The 15,521-nt window shown below is 56.1% G+C and carries 11 protein-coding genes; 10 read left to right on the plus strand and 1 reads right to left on the minus strand.

What is annotated here, in order from left to right:
• Positions 1 to 35 precede the first annotated feature (35 nt).
• From thiL to RO22_RS07080, 8 genes are all read left to right on the plus strand, one after another.
• Complete coding sequence (thiL, locus tag RO22_RS07045) at positions 36 to 1,037, plus strand: thiamine-phosphate kinase (RefSeq protein ID WP_027958810.1); 1,002 nt, start codon at positions 36 to 38, stop codon at positions 1,035 to 1,037.
• The gene (locus tag RO22_RS07050) at positions 1,034 to 1,507 is read left to right on the plus strand and encodes a phosphatidylglycerophosphatase A (protein WP_041157913.1); all 474 of its coding nucleotides are present in this window, start codon (positions 1,034 to 1,036) and stop codon (positions 1,505 to 1,507) included. The genes thiL and RO22_RS07050 overlap by 4 nt, the downstream gene beginning before the upstream one ends.
• Positions 1,508 to 1,616: 109 nt before the next feature.
• Entirely contained in the window at positions 1,617 to 2,873 is a 1,257-nt protein-coding gene (locus tag RO22_RS07055; RefSeq protein ID WP_027958811.1) for a DUF945 family protein, read from the plus strand.
• A gap of 149 nt (positions 2,874 to 3,022) precedes the next feature.
• Complete coding sequence (gene lon, locus RO22_RS07060; protein WP_027958812.1) at positions 3,023 to 5,575, plus strand: endopeptidase La; 2,553 nt, start codon at positions 3,023 to 3,025, stop codon at positions 5,573 to 5,575.
• A 162-nt stretch (positions 5,576 to 5,737) separates the two neighbouring features.
• The gene (locus tag RO22_RS07065; RefSeq protein WP_041157914.1) at positions 5,738 to 7,903 is read left to right on the plus strand and encodes a PAS domain-containing methyl-accepting chemotaxis protein; all 2,166 of its coding nucleotides are present in this window, start codon (positions 5,738 to 5,740) and stop codon (positions 7,901 to 7,903) included.
• A gap of 249 nt (positions 7,904 to 8,152) precedes the next feature.
• Positions 8,153 to 10,327, plus strand: a complete 2,175-nt coding sequence (locus RO22_RS07070; protein WP_041157915.1) for a methyl-accepting chemotaxis protein — start codon at positions 8,153 to 8,155, stop codon at positions 10,325 to 10,327.
• A gap of 208 nt (positions 10,328 to 10,535) precedes the next feature.
• The gene (gene ilvD / locus RO22_RS07075; RefSeq protein WP_041157916.1) at positions 10,536 to 12,380 is read left to right on the plus strand and encodes a dihydroxy-acid dehydratase; all 1,845 of its coding nucleotides are present in this window, start codon (positions 10,536 to 10,538) and stop codon (positions 12,378 to 12,380) included.
• A gap of 56 nt (positions 12,381 to 12,436) precedes the next feature.
• On the plus strand, positions 12,437 to 13,495 hold the full coding sequence (locus RO22_RS07080) for an oxidoreductase (RefSeq protein WP_041157917.1): 1,059 nt from the start codon (positions 12,437 to 12,439) through the stop codon (positions 13,493 to 13,495).
• A gap of 208 nt (positions 13,496 to 13,703) precedes the next feature.
• Here the strand turns inward: RO22_RS07080 and nudE are convergent, their stop codons facing one another.
• Complete coding sequence (nudE, locus tag RO22_RS07085; protein WP_022519716.1) at positions 13,704 to 14,345, minus strand: ADP compounds hydrolase NudE; 642 nt, start codon at positions 14,343 to 14,345, stop codon at positions 13,704 to 13,706.
• Positions 14,346 to 14,422: 77 nt separating this feature from the next.
• Here nudE and yrfG point away from each other — a divergent pair, with 77 nt between their 5' ends.
• A complete protein-coding gene (gene yrfG / locus RO22_RS07090) occupies positions 14,423 to 15,115 on the plus strand; it encodes a GMP/IMP nucleotidase (RefSeq protein ID WP_027958816.1) in 693 nt (230 codons plus the stop codon).
• Positions 15,112 to 15,501, plus strand: a complete 390-nt coding sequence (locus RO22_RS07095; RefSeq protein WP_041157918.1) for an RNA-binding S4 domain-containing protein — start codon at positions 15,112 to 15,114, stop codon at positions 15,499 to 15,501. Before yrfG ends, RO22_RS07095 begins: the two co-directional genes overlap by 4 nt.
• Positions 15,502 to 15,521 lie beyond the last annotated feature (20 nt).

Here is a 15,521-nt window from a genome sequence, read left to right on the forward strand (position 1 = left end):
CGCGAGCGGTATGACAATGCGTTTAAGGGGCCTTTGTGCTTGCCGAATTTGATTTGATTCGACGCTACTTTATGTCGTCGCAGGAGGCGTCGGCTGCGTCAAATGGCGTCACACTGGGATGTGGAGACGACGCCACGCTGCTGTTGCCGCAAGCAGGCCAACAGTTGGTCGTGAGCGTTGATACTTCGGTGGTGGATGTACACTTTCCCCGCGAAGCATCAGCATTTGCGGTGGGTCACCGTGCCTTGGCCGTTGCGCTGAGCGATCTGGCCGCCATGGGGGCGACTTCGCGTTGGTGTTTGATGGCGTTAACCCTTGATCAGCGCCAGTTTACCAATGATGAAGCCACCCATGCTTGGCTTACAGACTATGCGCGAGGCTTTCATACGCTTTGTCAGCAGCACGCCACCACGCTGGTGGGGGGCGATGTCACTTCCGGTGCGCTTTCCATAGGCGTTACTGTGATGGGTGAACTCCCGGTGGGCGAAGCCTTGACCCGTAGCGGTGCCCAGGCGGGAGATCTGATCGCTGTCACCGGTGCACTAGGTGGTGGGGCAGGCGGGCTGGCGCTTTGGCAGCAGGGCGAGCGCGATCTGGCGCATCCATTGTTAAGTCGCTACCTATTGCCACAACCGCGCTTAGCGGCGGGCCTGGCGTTGCGCGATTTAGCCACCGCTGCACTGGATATCTCCGATGGGCTACTGGCCGACTTGGCGCATATTCGCGACGCTTCGCAGGTCGGAGCCGTCATCGCGCTAGACGCCTTACCACTGGCGGACGAACTGGAAAGCTCCCTAGGTCGGGAAGCTGCACTAAAGGCGGCACTTTCCGGCGGGGATGATTACGAACTGCTTGTTACCCTCGGCGCTGACGACGTCGCAGAGGCGCAACAACGTTTAGCGCCATTGGGTCTCTCGCTGACCGTCATCGGCCACTGCAGTGAAGCGTTAGGCGTTACTGCCTCTGGCCAGAGTGAACTGAGTCGTTATGTCAGCGGCTATGCCGGCTGGCAGCATTTTAGTGGGGAAGCGCCATGAATCATGCACCTAAAAGTGTCTGGCGTCGCCCAACACATTTTTTTGCCTTCGGCTTGGGTAGCGGTGCTGTCCCTTGGGCGCCGGGTACCTTTGGCACGCTAGCGGCCATTCCGTTCTACTGGATGATGGCGGAACTGCCCCTGGGGTGGTACCTGAGTGTTTGTTTTGTTGCCTTTATTGTCGGCGTTTGGCTATGTGATAAAACGTCCCACGATTTAGGGGTACACGATCACTCGGGTATCGTGTGGGACGAGTTTGTGGGTTACTGGCTAACCATGGCGGCGGTGCCTTTTTCGTGGGAGGCTGCGCTATGGGGATTTGTGGTATTTCGCATCTTCGATGTCTTTAAGCCCTGGCCGATTCGCTGGGCTGACCGCCGCGTGGCGGGCGGCTTTGGTATTATGATCGATGACGTGATGGCAGGGGCCTACGCCTGGAGTACTATGCACCTGTGGTTCTGGCTACACTAAACTTGGTAAGTGGTAAGTGGTAAGTGGTAAGTGGTAAATAGAGATCAGGAGCGGTTGATAACTTTTTTCGAGTGCATTGGCTGCAAGGCGTTGGCTTCAAGGAGGTAGCATGCGCAAGGAACGTCTGATTGTCCCCACGCTGGCGATTATAGCCGTAGTGTGGATGGCAGCGCAGCTACTCTCCAGTGTGCTGTTTGAGCGCAGTCTACGCCAAGCGCTCGAAGATCTGGAGGCGCGGGGCGAGTGGCGCGTCAATCGTACTGAGAGTCATCAAGGGTGGTTAAGCTCCCAAGGCAGGGTGATACTGTCACCGCTTTTGGGTCGACCCTGGCGCCTTGAGCTCACGTATAGCGCGCGGCACGGTATTTTAAGCACGGATGTCGAAGGCACCGTACTACCACGTCTCGATACCGTTCTGCAGCAAGCCGTGGGTGAGGTCACCGCCCCCTCTGTGCCGCGTTGGCAGGGGCGCTATCACACCCTTAGCGGTCATAGCGAATTGCGCCTTGCCCTTGCCCCCTTTGTGATTCAACAAAATGGCCGCGATTTAGCCGTCCGCGGTGGTCGGCTGCGCTTGGAAGGCGTGTTTGGCGATTGGCGACTACGCGCGTTATTTGATCAACTTACCCTGACCGACGGTATGGCCCAGCTTGCGATAGGCCCCACGGTGCTCGAAAGCCGCTATACTTATATTGATGATGCTTACCACTTTGCTCAACGCGATCACCTGCATATTGAAACGCTGACGCTCAGCTACCCCTCCTACGATATCCAGTTTTCACCTCTCGATCTAAACAGCCATATGGTGCTGGATGAGAGCGAACTCCGTATCAAAGGCGAGCTTGAAGTGGGCGATGTGATGGTGCCTTCTCAAGCGCCTGATATGCCGCTGCTCAATGGCCGCATAGAGATGGAGCTTTCGCGTTTGAATGCCGATGCGGTTCGCCACTTGATTCGCCGTTTGCGCCAGGAAGCCGCCTGGGGAGACGCTAGTCTACCTATGGCCGAAGGGTTGCTGGCCCGGTTGGAGCCGGATCTGCGCAAAGTGCTTAGCGACTCGCCACGTTTAGATGTCATGACCATCGCCATCGACAGTCCGCTGTTGGGTATTCGCCTGGATGCGGATGGCGCGCTGTTTTTTGATGCCCGCCAGTTGGATGAGCTGAGTGTGGTTAACCTCGACAAAAAGAAAGAGCAGGCGAAATGGCTGGAGCGCATTGATGGCGACTTTACCTGGCACGATGCGCCTACCGTCGCCGCATTATGGTTAGGCCTGCCCCTGGGTACTCGGGAGCTGCAGTTTGATGTGGTGCGTGGCGTTTGGCGTATCAATGGGCGCCCGATGCCCGAGCTTTGGCCTCAATAATTTTAAAAGAAAAGTTTACCTACGGTCGCAGGGAGCGCCGCTAAACTGACTGTTCTACTCGCGAAGGGTTGAAGTTTTGGCCCACTGCCCGCATTCCATGGACAACACTAGGCGGTTCTCACCGCCGGTATCGGTTCATTGGAGGACGCATGAGCGACCAGGATTACGAACACGACGCTGAACATCTTGATTGGCAACTTGATGATGAGCAGTCATCCACTACTGATGACACCCCCGGTAGTGAAGAGAGTAGTGAAGACAGTGGTGCAAACCACTCTAACGAACAGACTGAAAAAAGCTCTCAAGAGCCCGATAGTAAGCAGGGAGGAAGTGAGTACCGCTCAGACGGCGAGCGGGTAAACTCTCTGGTGCCCGCTAGCGAAATGCTGCCCGAACGCATTTACCTCCTGCCTATTCATAACCGGCCGTTCTTCCCCGCCCAGGTACAGCCGCTGGTGATTAATCGTGAGCGCTGGGAAGAGACCATGCGCCGTGTGGGTAACACGCCGCACCACACATTGGGTGTTGCCTTTGTGGGCGAGCAGGGTGTCACCTCCCTGGATCACGAAGGTTTCCCGGAGATCGGTACTGCGGTCAAAGTGCACAAACTTAAGGGCGAAGACGATCAGATTCAGTTTATCGCTCAAGGGCTTCAGCGCTTTAAAATTACCCGCTGGCTCTCCAAAGAGCCGCCTTACCTCGTCGAGGTGACCTACCCTAAAGAGCCGGTTGATGCGGAGAACGAAGAGACCCGCGCCTACGCCATGGCGATCATCAACGGCATTAAAGAGCTGCTGCCGATTAACCCGCTGTACGGTGAAGAACTCAAGCACTACCTCAACCGCTTTAGTCCTCATCAGCCGGGGCCGTTGACCGATTTTGCCGCCGCTATTACCTCCGCCAAAGGCCCCGAACTTCAGGATGTGCTGGCAACACTTTCGGTAGAAGAGCGGATGCAGAAAGTGCTGCCGCTGCTGCGGAAAGAGATCGATGTTGCGTTGCTACAGGGCGAGATCAGCGAGCAGGTAAACGCGCAAATGCAGGATCGCCAGCGCGAGTTCTTCCTGCGCGAGCAGCTCAAGGTCATCCAGCGTGAATTGGGTATCTCCAAAGGTGATCGAGAAAACGATGTAGATACCTTTAGAGCGCGTTTGGAGTCACTGGTAGTGCCCGAGCGTGTTCAATCGCGTATTGACGATGAGCTTAATAAGCTCAGCGTGTTGGAAACCGGTTCGCCGGAGTATGGCACCACGCGTAACTACCTGGATTGGTTAACCTCGCTGCCCTGGGGAGTGACCAGCCAGGATCAGTTGGATCTACCCCATGCCCGCCAGGTGCTGGATCGCGACCACGACGGTTTGAAAGACGTTAAAGAGCGTATTATCGAATTTCTGGCCGAGGGTACTTTCAAAGGCGACGTAGGCGGCTCGATTGTATTGTTGGTAGGCCCTCCTGGGGTAGGCAAAACCTCCATCGGACGTTCGATCGCCGAAGCCTTAGGGCGCCAGTTTTACCGTTTCTCAGTCGGTGGTATGCGCGATGAAGCGGAAATTAAAGGCCATCGGCGTACCTATGTGGGCGCTATGCCCGGCAAACTGGTGCAAGCCTTTAAAGAGGTCGAGGTCGAAAACCCCGTTATCATGCTGGATGAAATCGATAAGCTCGGGCAGTCCTTTCAGGGCGATCCAGCATCGGCGCTGCTGGAAGTACTTGATCCCGAACAGAACGTCGATTTCCTTGATCACTATCTTGATGTGCGCATGGACCTCTCCAAGGTGCTGTTTATCTGCACTGCCAACACGCTTGATTCGATTCCAGGGCCGCTGCTTGACCGTATGGAGCAGATCCGCCTCTCCGGTTATATCGCTGAAGAGAAGCTGGCGATTGCCAAGCACCACCTGTGGCCGAAGCTGCTCAAGCGCGACAACCTGACGAAAAAGAGGATCAGCCTCTCCGATGCGGCTTTAAAGCAGGTCATTGAAGGCTACGCCCGGGAAGCCGGAGTGCGCCAGCTGGAGAAGCAACTGCACCGCATTGTGCGTAAATCGGCCGTTAAACTGCTCGAAGAGGAGTCTGAAACGGTCAAGATATCAGTTAAAAACCTGGAGGAGTTCTTAGGTGCGCCGATTTTCCGTAAGGAGAAAGTGCTCACCGGCGAAGGGGTAGTGACCGGCCTGGCGTGGACTTCCATGGGGGGGGCAACATTGCCCATCGAAGCAGGCAAAGTACACTCACTGGATCGTGGTTTTAAACTGACCGGTAAGTTAGGCGAAGTGATGCAGGAGTCCGCCAATATCGCTTACAGCTATACCCTGGGCCACCTGCAGGAGTATGGTGCCGATACCGACTTCTTTGACTCGGCGTTTGTACACTTGCACGTACCCGAGGGCGCCACGCCGAAAGATGGCCCTTCGGCGGGTGTCACCATGACCACGGCGCTGCTCTCGCTGGCCAAGCACCATGCGATCGATAGGCCTTTGGCGATGACCGGCGAACTAACGTTAACCGGCCAAGTGCTCCCCGTTGGCGGTATTCGTGAGAAAGTCATTGCCGCGCGACGCAGCGATATTTTTGAATTGATTTTGCCCGACGCCAACAAGCGCGATTACGAAGAGTTGCCGGACTACCTGAAAGAGGGCATGACGGTGCACTTTGCCAAGCGCTACCGTGATGTGGCAGATGTCGTGTTTGGCCGAAAATAGAGCGTTGATTTTATTTGCAGCAATGGCTATTTAACCTTTTAAAGCGTCTTACGAGAGTAAGGCGCTTTTTTTACATTTGTTCACTGGTTTGCCGAGATGATCTATAGCGATAATGACCTCTGCTTTTATAAAAATTAAGAATATCTAATTCTTGGAGAACTAATGCGCAATAACCAGCCCGTGACGCAGCGTGAGTATGTTCTGAGTGAGGAAGCGGTGCTTATTTCCCGCTCGGATTTAAAGGGCAATGTGACCTACGCCAACCCTACTTTTGTTGAGGTCAGTGGCTATAGCCGTGAAGAACTCATTGGCTCTCCCCATAACCTCCTTCGTCACCCTGATATGCCTGAAGCTGCTTACAAGGATTTCTGGAAAACCATCCAAGCGGGGACAACCTGGCAAGGCGTGGTTAAAAATCGGCGTAAAAATGGCGATCACTACTGGGTGAATGCCACCGTGGCGCCGCTGCGGGACGGTGAGCGCATCGTCGGCTACACTTCCGTGCGCCGCAAAGCGTCAGAAAAAGCCATTAACCAGGCAGAAAAAATCTATGCCGAGATTCGCGAAAAAGGTAAATCCCGCCACTACGCACTAGCCCATGGCACGCTGCGGCGTAAAGGCTTGACCGGAATGCTGTCGCGCTTTCAGTTCACTAGCCTGAAAGCCAAGCTCATCAGTATGGTGGTGGCGTCGCTGCTGCTACTCTGTCTTTCGGGTGGGTTGGGAGTCTCTGCGCTGTTACTCTCCGGCGAGCGGCTGGAAACCATTAATCGCTCAGGGTTGAGCGATGTCGCCTCGCTGCAGAATATCGAACGCTATATTGGTCAAACGGTTGGCACGCTGGAACCTGCGGTACGAAGCCCTCGTCGGGCTGACCTGGAGGCCGTCAACGCAGACATTGGCCAGTATACCGATGCCATGCAGACGCTGTGGGCGGGCTACTATGCGGATGCGACGGTCACTGATGAGACCGCCCAGGCTTTTGATAGTGCTCTGAATACCTGGATTGATGCGGTGCAAACCGCCCTTGTGGCGATTGAAGAGGGTAATGGGTTCGCGGCCTTTGAGGCCTTGAATGACGTGGTGGTGCCGACCACAGAGTCGCTGCGCGAGATGAACAGCACCTTGGTTGAGCAGGTGCGTGCCGATGCCGAATTGCTGGTGACCGAGGCACAAAGCGGGCGTCAGCAAATGCTGATAGCGCAGCTGGTGCTACTGGCGGTAGGCTTTTTAGTCATGATCGGCTTGAGTGTAATGATTCTGAAATCCGTGTTTCGCAGCTTGTCGGGCGCGCGGTATATCACTTTCCAAATTGCCGCGGGTAACTTGGCCGCCCGTGAACGTCGTCAAACTAACGACGAGTTGGGCGAGCTGCTCTACTCCCTGGACACCATGCGTTTTAGCCTCTCCAGCATCGTGGGCGATGTAGAGAATCGTGTCTCAGTGGTTACTCCGGCGATTCAGCAGATAGCCGCTGAAAATGAGGAACTCTCTTCGCGCACTGAGCAGCAGGCGTCGTCGCTTCAGCAGACCGCTTCGAGTATGGAGGAGATGACCTCGACGGTTCAGCAGAACACCGATAATGCCCGCCAGGCGACTGATCTGGCAGTGCAGAACGCTGCCAGCACCAAGGAAACCGGTCAGCAAATGCAAAAGCTGGTGGAGCGCATGCAGCGTATCGCCCAGAGTGCTGAAAAGATGACCGAGATGATCAGCGTGATCGACGGCATTGCCTTTCAAACTAATATTTTGGCACTCAACGCCTCGGTTGAGGCTGCGCGTGCTGGTGAACATGGACGCGGCTTTGCGGTAGTCGCCAGCGAAGTGCGCAATCTAGCTGGTCGCAGCGCAGATGCCGCCCAGGAAATTCGCAAGATGATTGATAGCACTACTCAGGAAGTCAGCGGTGGTCGTAGTGCGGTAGAGCAGGCGGAGCGGGCGATTGAGGAAGTCTCTCAGCAGGTGAGTCGAGTCAGTGAGCTGATGGAGTCGATCAGCACTGCGTCCAGCGAGCAGAGCAGTGGGATCGGTCAAATTAACTCGGCGATTGCCGAAATGGATCTTGTGACCCAGCAGAACGCTTCAAAAGTTCAGTCGATTGCGGCGTCAGCGGACAATCTCTCCCTCGAAGCCTTTGAACTCGCTAACGTGGTCGATGCATTCCGTTTGGAAGGCGCTCAAGACGAGAACATCAAAGAGGCGCGGGCGAAGTTACAGCGCGCCAACCAGGCACTCAGTAAAGCAACTCAGCAATTGACAGCCCCTTCAGAGCAGCGTGCTAAGACACCCGCAACACAGCCTCGTGCTGACCAGTGGGAAGCGTTTTAGCCCGGTAGACGACACTGTTAGGTGCTTGATTTCCCTTTATTCGGTTTTATGACATGCCACCCTTCGCGGTGGCATATTTCATGCATTACCTCTAATTGAAAAGGCTTAGCGTTAGGAGCCTGTCTGGCTTGGCCGATCGTCGCGAGAAGCATAGATTCGCAGTAGATCAGTGTTAAGTCGGACAGGCTCCTAGGGAACCGCTAATCCTAAAGATGGCACAAGCCTTCAATAAAAAAGTAGGGGGTCTCAATGCATAATGCCGCACAAGCAGCATCCACTATTTATGAATTAGCCGATGACGAAGTGTTGATCTCACGCTCGGATCTGCAGGGCAGAATCACCTACGCCAACCAAACCTTCGTGGAGGTGAGTGGTTACACGCTGGACGAGATCATGGGTGAACCCCATAGTCTGTTCCGCCACCACAGCATGCCCAAGGCGGTTTTTCAGAACCTGTGGGAAACCATTGAAGCCGGTAAAACCTGGCAGGGGCTGATCAAGAATCGCCGCCAAACGGGAGAAGCGTATTGGATGCATACCACCATCGCGCCGCTGCTCGATGGTAACCGCGTGGTGGGCTATACCTCTATCCGGCGTAAAGCGGCGGATAGAGCCATTGCCCGGGCAGAGCGGGTATACGCTGCAATGCAACAGGGCAAAACACGTGGTTTCAAGCTGCATTATGGTGCAATACGTCACACCGGTCTGCGTGGATGGGTAAAGCGTTTTAGTTTCAGCAGTATGCAGGCCAAACTAATGGGCATGGTGCTGGCTTCGGTGGTTTTACTAGTCATCGCAGGGGCGGCGGGGGTGTATGGCTTAACCAGTTCCGCTGAACGCTTACGCACTCTCAATCAAACGGGCCTTGAAGGCATTACCGACCTTCAGCAGATAGGCCAGCGGGTTAGCCAAGCCATTCAGGCGTTAGAACCGGCGGTGCGCAACCCGAGGCGGGCGGATCTTGATGCTCTTGAAAGCCAGTTAACCACCATGAGTGCCGACATTGAGCAGTCGTGGCAAGGCTATACTGCAGAGCGCGAAACCGGCGGTGTGCAAGAGGGCCTAGCGGCACATCTCACCACTTTTATTGAAAGTGCCGATACCACCCTGACGGCTATCCGCGATGGTAACGGCTTTGCTGCTTTTGAAGCCTTTAATGACAACGTGCAGCCCACCTCTGAAAGTATTAGTGCCACTATCAATGTATTGGTTGAACAGGAACGCATGGCTGCGCATACGCTGATGGACAATGCTGAACAGCAGCAACAGGTATTATTGTACGGTCAGTTGGGCGTGCTGCTGCTGGGTATTGTGTTAATGGTGGGGCTGAGCATGGCGGTACTCAAATCGCTGATTAAATCACTCAACGAGGCCCGCCGGGTAACGTTCCAAATTGCCGCGGGTAACCTCGCCAACCTAGTGACTTTAAAGCGTAATGACGAGTTAGGCGAGTTGCTGAGTTCGCTGGAAACCATGCGCGCTAGCTTATCGGGGCTGATTACCGAGGTGGGCAACAAAGTTGATGTGGTGACACCTGCGTCCGAACATATCAAACAGCAGAATGAAGACCTGGCATCGCGCACTGAGCAGCAGGCCTCCTCGCTTCAGCAAACTGCCTCTAGCATGGATCAGATGACGGCGACCGTGCAGCAAAACAGCGAAAACGCCCGTCAGGCCAATCAACTGGCCATGCAAAATGCCACCACCAGCCGCGAAACCGGCGAGCGCATGCAGGCGCTAGTCGAACGCATGGAGCGCATCGCTGCCAGCGCCGATAAGATGACCGACATTATTAGCGTCATCGACGGCATCGCTTTTCAAACCAATATTCTGGCGCTGAATGCCTCAGTGGAAGCTGCTCGGGCTGGCGAGCAGGGGCGTGGTTTTGCAGTTGTGGCAAATGAGGTGCGTAGCTTGGCCGGGCGTAGCGCTGATGCGGCTGGCGATATTCGTCGTTTAATCGACTCTTCCTCCCAGGAGATTAGCGGCGGTGCCCAGGCGGTGAAGGAGGCCGAAGCCGCTATCGATCAGGTAGTGACTCAGGTAATGAGAGTCAGCGATATCATGGAAGAGATCAGCACCGCCTCCGATGAGCAGAGCAACGGTATCGCGCAAATCAATACCGCGGTCGCGGAGATGGATCACGTTACCCAGCAGAACGCCTCCAAGGTACAGTCGATTTCCAGCGCTGCTCAAGACCTCACCCGCGAAGCGCTGAGCCTGGCCAACGTTATCGCCGCCTTTCGCTTAGAGGGTGCTGCCGAAGAGAGCAGTGAGACTGCCCGCAAGCGCTTGCTTAAACAAGCCGGGCTTGGCTCCACGCCCTCATTAACGTCGTCTCCCGCATTAGCCTCGCCTCAAAACTCCCCGACTCAGCGTACTGCCCAAGCCCAGCCAGCCGAAGAGGCGTGGGCGACCTTCTGATGAATCGGCGCCATGGAGGGCGCTTTACTTCCTATCGGGTCTCGTGATTTAGCCTCTACATCCAGCCTCCACATCTAGTCTCTGCGCATTGCTCATGCCACAATCAAAAGCCACTGATATTTTTCAGAATTAGTCTAGCCTGCAGCCTTGCGTGCTGTGGGCTAATAAAAAATAGAGCCTAGCTATTTATTAGAGAGTAGAGGACACCATGCCAGAGTATCGCTCACGTACCACCACCGCTGGCCGCAATATGGCCGGTGCCCGCGCCCTGTGGCGTGCCACGGGTATGCAGGACGGCGACTTTCAAAAGCCGATTATCGCGGTAGCCAACTCCTTTACCCAGTTTGTGCCGGGCCATGTGCATTTAAAGGATATGGGCCAACTGGTGGCGCGGGAGATTGAGAAAGCCGGGGGCGTCGCCAAAGAGTTCAACACCATTGCGGTGGACGATGGTATCGCCATGGGCCACGACGGCATGCTCTACTCGCTGCCCAGCCGCGACCTGATCGCTGATAGCGTTGAGTATATGTGCAACGCCCACTGCGCCGATGCGCTGGTATGTATTTCCAACTGCGACAAAATCACCCCAGGAATGCTGATGGCCGCTCTACGCCTCAATATTCCGGTTATCTTTGTTTCCGGCGGCCCCATGGAAGCGGGTAAAACCAAGCTTCTCAACCACGGGCTGGATCTCGTCGATGCCATGGTGATGGCCGCCGACGACAGCGTGGATGATGACACCCTGGCGGAAGTAGAGCGCAGCGCCTGCCCCACCTGCGGCAGTTGTTCGGGCATGTTTACCGCCAACTCCATGAACTGCTTAACCGAAGCGCTGGGTCTGGCCTTGCCCGGCAACGGTACCGTCTTGGCGACTCACTCGGATCGTCGTCGCCTGTTTGAAACCGCTGGCCATCGCATTGTCGAGCTGGCCAAGCGCTATTACGAAGGCGAAGAAGCCCACCTGCTGCCGCGTGCCATTGCCTCCAAGGCGGCGTTCAAAAACGCCATGACCCTGGATATCGCCATGGGCGGCTCTACCAACACTATTCTTCACTTCCTGGCGGCGGCCCAGGAAGCCGAGGTGGACTTCACCATGGCCGATATCGACCGCCTCTCCCGTGAAGTGCCCCAACTCTGTAAAGTGGCGCCCAATACCCAGAAGTACCATATCGAAGACGTCCACCGTGCAGGTGGCATTATGGCCATCCTGGGGGAACTGGATCGTGCCGGAGTGCTGGATACCTCGGTGCCCACCGTGTATGGCGACAGCCTGAAAGCGGCGCTGGAAGAGTGGGATATCATGCGCTCGCCAAGCGCGGAAGTGGTTGAGTTCTTTAAAGCCGGGCCGGGTGGCATCCCTACCCAAGTGGCATTTTCCCAAAGTGCCCGCTGGCCGAGTTTGGATGGTGACCGTGCCACCGGCTGTATTCGAGACCTTGAGCATGCCTTCTCTCAGCAGGGCGGCTTAGCCGTGCTCTATGGCAATATCGCGCTGGATGGCTGCGTGGTCAAAACCGCCGGGGTCGATGACTCGATCCTGGTCTTTGAAGGCCCCGCCCATGTGGTGGAGTCTCAGGATCAGGCAGTCGCCGATGTGTTGGCGGATAAGGTCAAAGAGGGTGATGTCGTCGTGATTCGCTACGAAGGCCCGAAAGGCGGCCCCGGCATGCAGGAAATGCTCTACCCGACCTCCTACCTCAAATCCAAAGGATTGGGTAAAGCTTGCGCGCTGCTGACTGACGGGCGCTTCTCTGGCGGCACTTCAGGACTCTCTATTGGCCATGTTTCCCCTGAAGCAGCGGCGGGCGGCGCGATTGGATTGATCGAGCAGGGTGACCTGATCCGCATCGATATCCCCAGTCGGGCGATTAACGTCAAACTGACCGATGCCGAGCTGGCGGCCCGCCGCGAGGCAATGGACGCCAAGGGTGCCGCTGCCTGGAAGCCTGCCGAGCAGCGTCCCCGCAAGATCACTCCGGCACTTAAAGCCTATGCGCTGTTGGCGACCTCCGCTGACAAAGGGGCTGTTCGGGATCTAAGCAAACTCGACTGATATACGCAGCTGAAACATGCAGCTGAAACATGCAATAAGCCCGAGTAAGGAATCAAATGAAGGCGATTATAAACGTTGGATTAGTCGGCTACGGTTTCGCTAGCCAAACCTTCCACGCACCGCTGATCCAGGCCACGGAAGGCCTGGATTTGGTCGCGGTCTCTTCAAGCGATGCCGCCAAGGTGCAGGCGTCACTGCCGGATGTTGAGGTAGAGGCTCAGGCATTAGCACTTTGCCAGCGAAGTGATATTGACCTGATCGTTATTCCCACTCCTAACGATACCCACTTTTCCCTCGCCAAAGCCGCTCTCTCGGCGGGTAAGCACGTAGTGGTCGATAAGCCGTTCACGGTGACCCTGTCAGAAGCAAAGCTGCTCAAAAAATTGGCGGATGATAAAGAGCGTCTATTGTCGGTGTTTCACAACCGTCGTTGGGACAGCGATTTCTTGACCGTTAAGGCCCTACTTGAGGCGGGGACGCTAGGGCGACTGGTCAATTTTGAATCCCATTTCGATCGTTTCCGCCCGGAAGTGCGCGATCGCTGGCGCGAGAAGGCTACCCCTGGTGGCGGCATCTGGTTTGATCTGGGGCCGCATTTGCTAGATCAAGCCTGCGAGCTGTTTGGCATGCCCCAGGCTATTCTGCTGGAACTCGGCACGCTGCGAGATGGCGCCCAGGCTGATGATGACTTCCTCGCGCTGCTCGATTACGAAAGCTTTCGCGTTACCTTGGCGGCGGGCACGTTGGTGGCCGAACCGACACCGCGCTTCCGGATTAATGGCACCCAAGGCAGCTTCATAAAATACGGCTTAGACCCTCAGGAGGATCGCTTAAAAGCAGGCGAAGTGCCGACACCCCAGTGGGGCGAAGATACTCAACATGGCACCCTGACACTGCGCGAAGGGGAGGGGGATAACGCACCGCTAACGCGTCGTGAGCTTCCTACCCTGCCGGGCGACTACCTGGCCTATTACCAAGGTATAGCCGCCGCTATCCGCGATAAGGAGCCACTACCGGTCAGCGCCGATGATGCCCTGCGCTCAATGTCCTTGCTGGAAGCCGGGCTGGATAGCCACCGCCAGCGCCGCTGGATCGCATTGAAAAATCATCTTTAGAGAGAGGGGCGGGGGATTAGTCGCTTTTGCGTGTGAGGAGCCTTCTTATTATGTCATTGCGAGGAGCGTAGCGACGCGGCAATCTCAACCAGCGGCGGCAGTATAACCCCGAGATTGCTTCGCTTCGCTCGCAATGACAAAAATGAGGTAGCTTCGCTCACGATGACATCGACCCACCTCGAGCGAAGCTACTGCCTACTTAGATACTTCAAAGCAAATCCGTCGCACTATTGCGTTTCTCTTCCCGCAACCTATCCCGGGCGATATAGAGCGCGGCGATAGCGCGGGCTTCGTGAAAATCCTCGCGCAGTAGTAGGGCGGGTAGCTCCTCGATGGCGTGGGTTTCCACAATCAATGGCTCTGGCTCATCCCCTGGCAGGCGCTTGGGGTACAGGTCGGTGGCGAGGAGTACCTGCATACGGTGGCGCATATAGTTGGGTGCCAGCGAAAGCTCGACCAGCGGTTCAATGCGGTGAGCGCCAACGCCACACTCCTCCATCAACTCGCGGTTAGCCGCGGTAATGATATCTTCGCCAGGGTCGACTAATCCCTTTGGCAGGGTGAGCACATAATCTTCAAATCCAGCGGCGTATTCACGTATCAGCAGCACGTGGTCTGGGTCGGGCATCGCCACCATCATCACTGCGCCGCGGTCAGCGCCGGTCAAGCGCTCAAATTGGCGCTCTTCTCCGTTAGAAAAACGCAAATCAAGCGACTCAATCTGGAATAAACGGCTCTGGGCCACGCTCTTGCGAGCCAAAATTTGCGGCTTTTGCTGGTAGCCCGAACGCTTAGCACTGGCACCTTCAGGGTGATTGAAGGTGTCGCGAGTTGGGGGGGGCGTAGACATAAAAGTGGGCCTCCATGGCTGGTAAAAGGCGGTTAAGCTACAATAGCACGCTTACTCCTAACGTGACTGGAGCGGCAATGATTGATTGGCGCGAGATAGACACCGTCCTCTTGGATATGGACGGCACGCTGCTGGATTTACACTTCGACAGCCACTTTTGGCTCGAGCACCTGCCGCGGCGCTACCGCGAACTGCACCAACTGGATGAAGCCTCCCAGGAGGCGCTGCGCGCGCGTATTATCGGCGAGCAGGGCACCTTAAACTGGTACAGCCTGGCGTACTGGAGCCGCGAGCTGGGCGTGGATATCGTCGCTCTGAAGCGCGAAGTCCAGCACTTGATAGGCCTGCGTAGCGATGCTCTGGATTTCCTCAAATGGCTCAAACAGGCCCACCCGAGGGTCGTGCTCGCCACTAACGCGGATCGTGCGAGTCTTGCCCTGAAGCTGCCGCTCACCGGTTTGGAAAGTTACCTGGACGCGATCGTCTCTTCCGAGGACGTAGGAGCCGCCAAAGAGGAGCAGGCGTTTTGGTTTGCACTACAAGACATCGAAGCCTTTGATCCCACGCGTACGCTGTTTATCGACGACAACGCCCGTGTACTCGAGAGCGCTCGTGAGTTTGGCATTAAGCATTTACTGGGCATTAAACAGCCCGACAGCCAGCGGCCTGAAAAAGAGCTGCAAGAATTTATTGCCCTCGATCGCTTTGCCCACCTGCTACCCGAACAGCTTCCTGAACAGGTGTCAGCAACCCAAGGAGTGCCTAAATGAGTGACAGCGTACGCTTGGATAAATGGCTGTGGGCCGCCCGCTTTTTTAAGACCCGCGCACTGGCTAAAAAAGCTATCGAGGGCGGGAAAGTGAATTACGACGGCGGTCGCGCTAAAACCAGCAAGCAGGTGGAAGTCGGTGCGCTTATTCGCGTGCCTCAAGGCTGGGAGATATTGGAGGTAGAGGTCTTATCGCTTTCGGATCAACGCCGCGGGGCACCAGAAGCGCGCACGCTCTATGCGGAAACCGAAGAGAGCGTGCAGCGTCGTGCTAAAGAGGCCGAAGCAAGACGCCTCACTAACGAAGCGATGCAGCATCCGCTCAAGCGCCCCGACAAAAAGCAGCGCCGCGATATCCAGCGCTTCCAGCGCCATCAGGGCGAGTAGATCCTCGCTGTTAAACGCTA

It is taken from the genome of Halomonas sp. KHS3 (assembly GCF_000830495.1).
Taxonomy (GTDB): domain Bacteria; phylum Pseudomonadota; class Gammaproteobacteria; order Pseudomonadales; family Halomonadaceae; genus Vreelandella; species Vreelandella titanicae.

Bases quoted from the DNA above. Each gene is read 5' to 3' on its own strand.
- ilvD (WP_041157916.1), top strand. From the start codon at position 10,536: ATGCCAGAGTATCGCTCACGTACCACCACCGCTGGCCGCAATATGGCC.
- RO22_RS07080 (WP_041157917.1), top strand. From the start codon at position 12,437: ATGAAGGCGATTATAAACGTTGGATTAGTCGGCTACGGTTTCGCTAGC.
- RO22_RS07065 (WP_041157914.1), top strand. From the start codon at position 5,738: ATGCGCAATAACCAGCCCGTGACGCAGCGTGAGTATGTTCTGAGTGAG.
- yrfG (WP_027958816.1), top strand. From the start codon at position 14,423: ATGATTGATTGGCGCGAGATAGACACCGTCCTCTTGGATATGGACGGC.
- lon (WP_027958812.1), top strand. From the start codon at position 3,023: ATGAGCGACCAGGATTACGAACACGACGCTGAACATCTTGATTGGCAA.
- RO22_RS07055 (WP_027958811.1), top strand. From the start codon at position 1,617: ATGCGCAAGGAACGTCTGATTGTCCCCACGCTGGCGATTATAGCCGTA.
- RO22_RS07095 (WP_041157918.1), top strand. From the start codon at position 15,112: ATGAGTGACAGCGTACGCTTGGATAAATGGCTGTGGGCCGCCCGCTTT.
- RO22_RS07070 (WP_041157915.1), top strand. From the start codon at position 8,153: ATGCATAATGCCGCACAAGCAGCATCCACTATTTATGAATTAGCCGAT.
- nudE (WP_022519716.1), bottom strand. From the start codon at position 14,345: ATGTCTACGCCCCCCCCAACTCGCGACACCTTCAATCACCCTGAAGGT.
- RO22_RS07050 (WP_041157913.1), top strand. From the start codon at position 1,034: ATGAATCATGCACCTAAAAGTGTCTGGCGTCGCCCAACACATTTTTTT.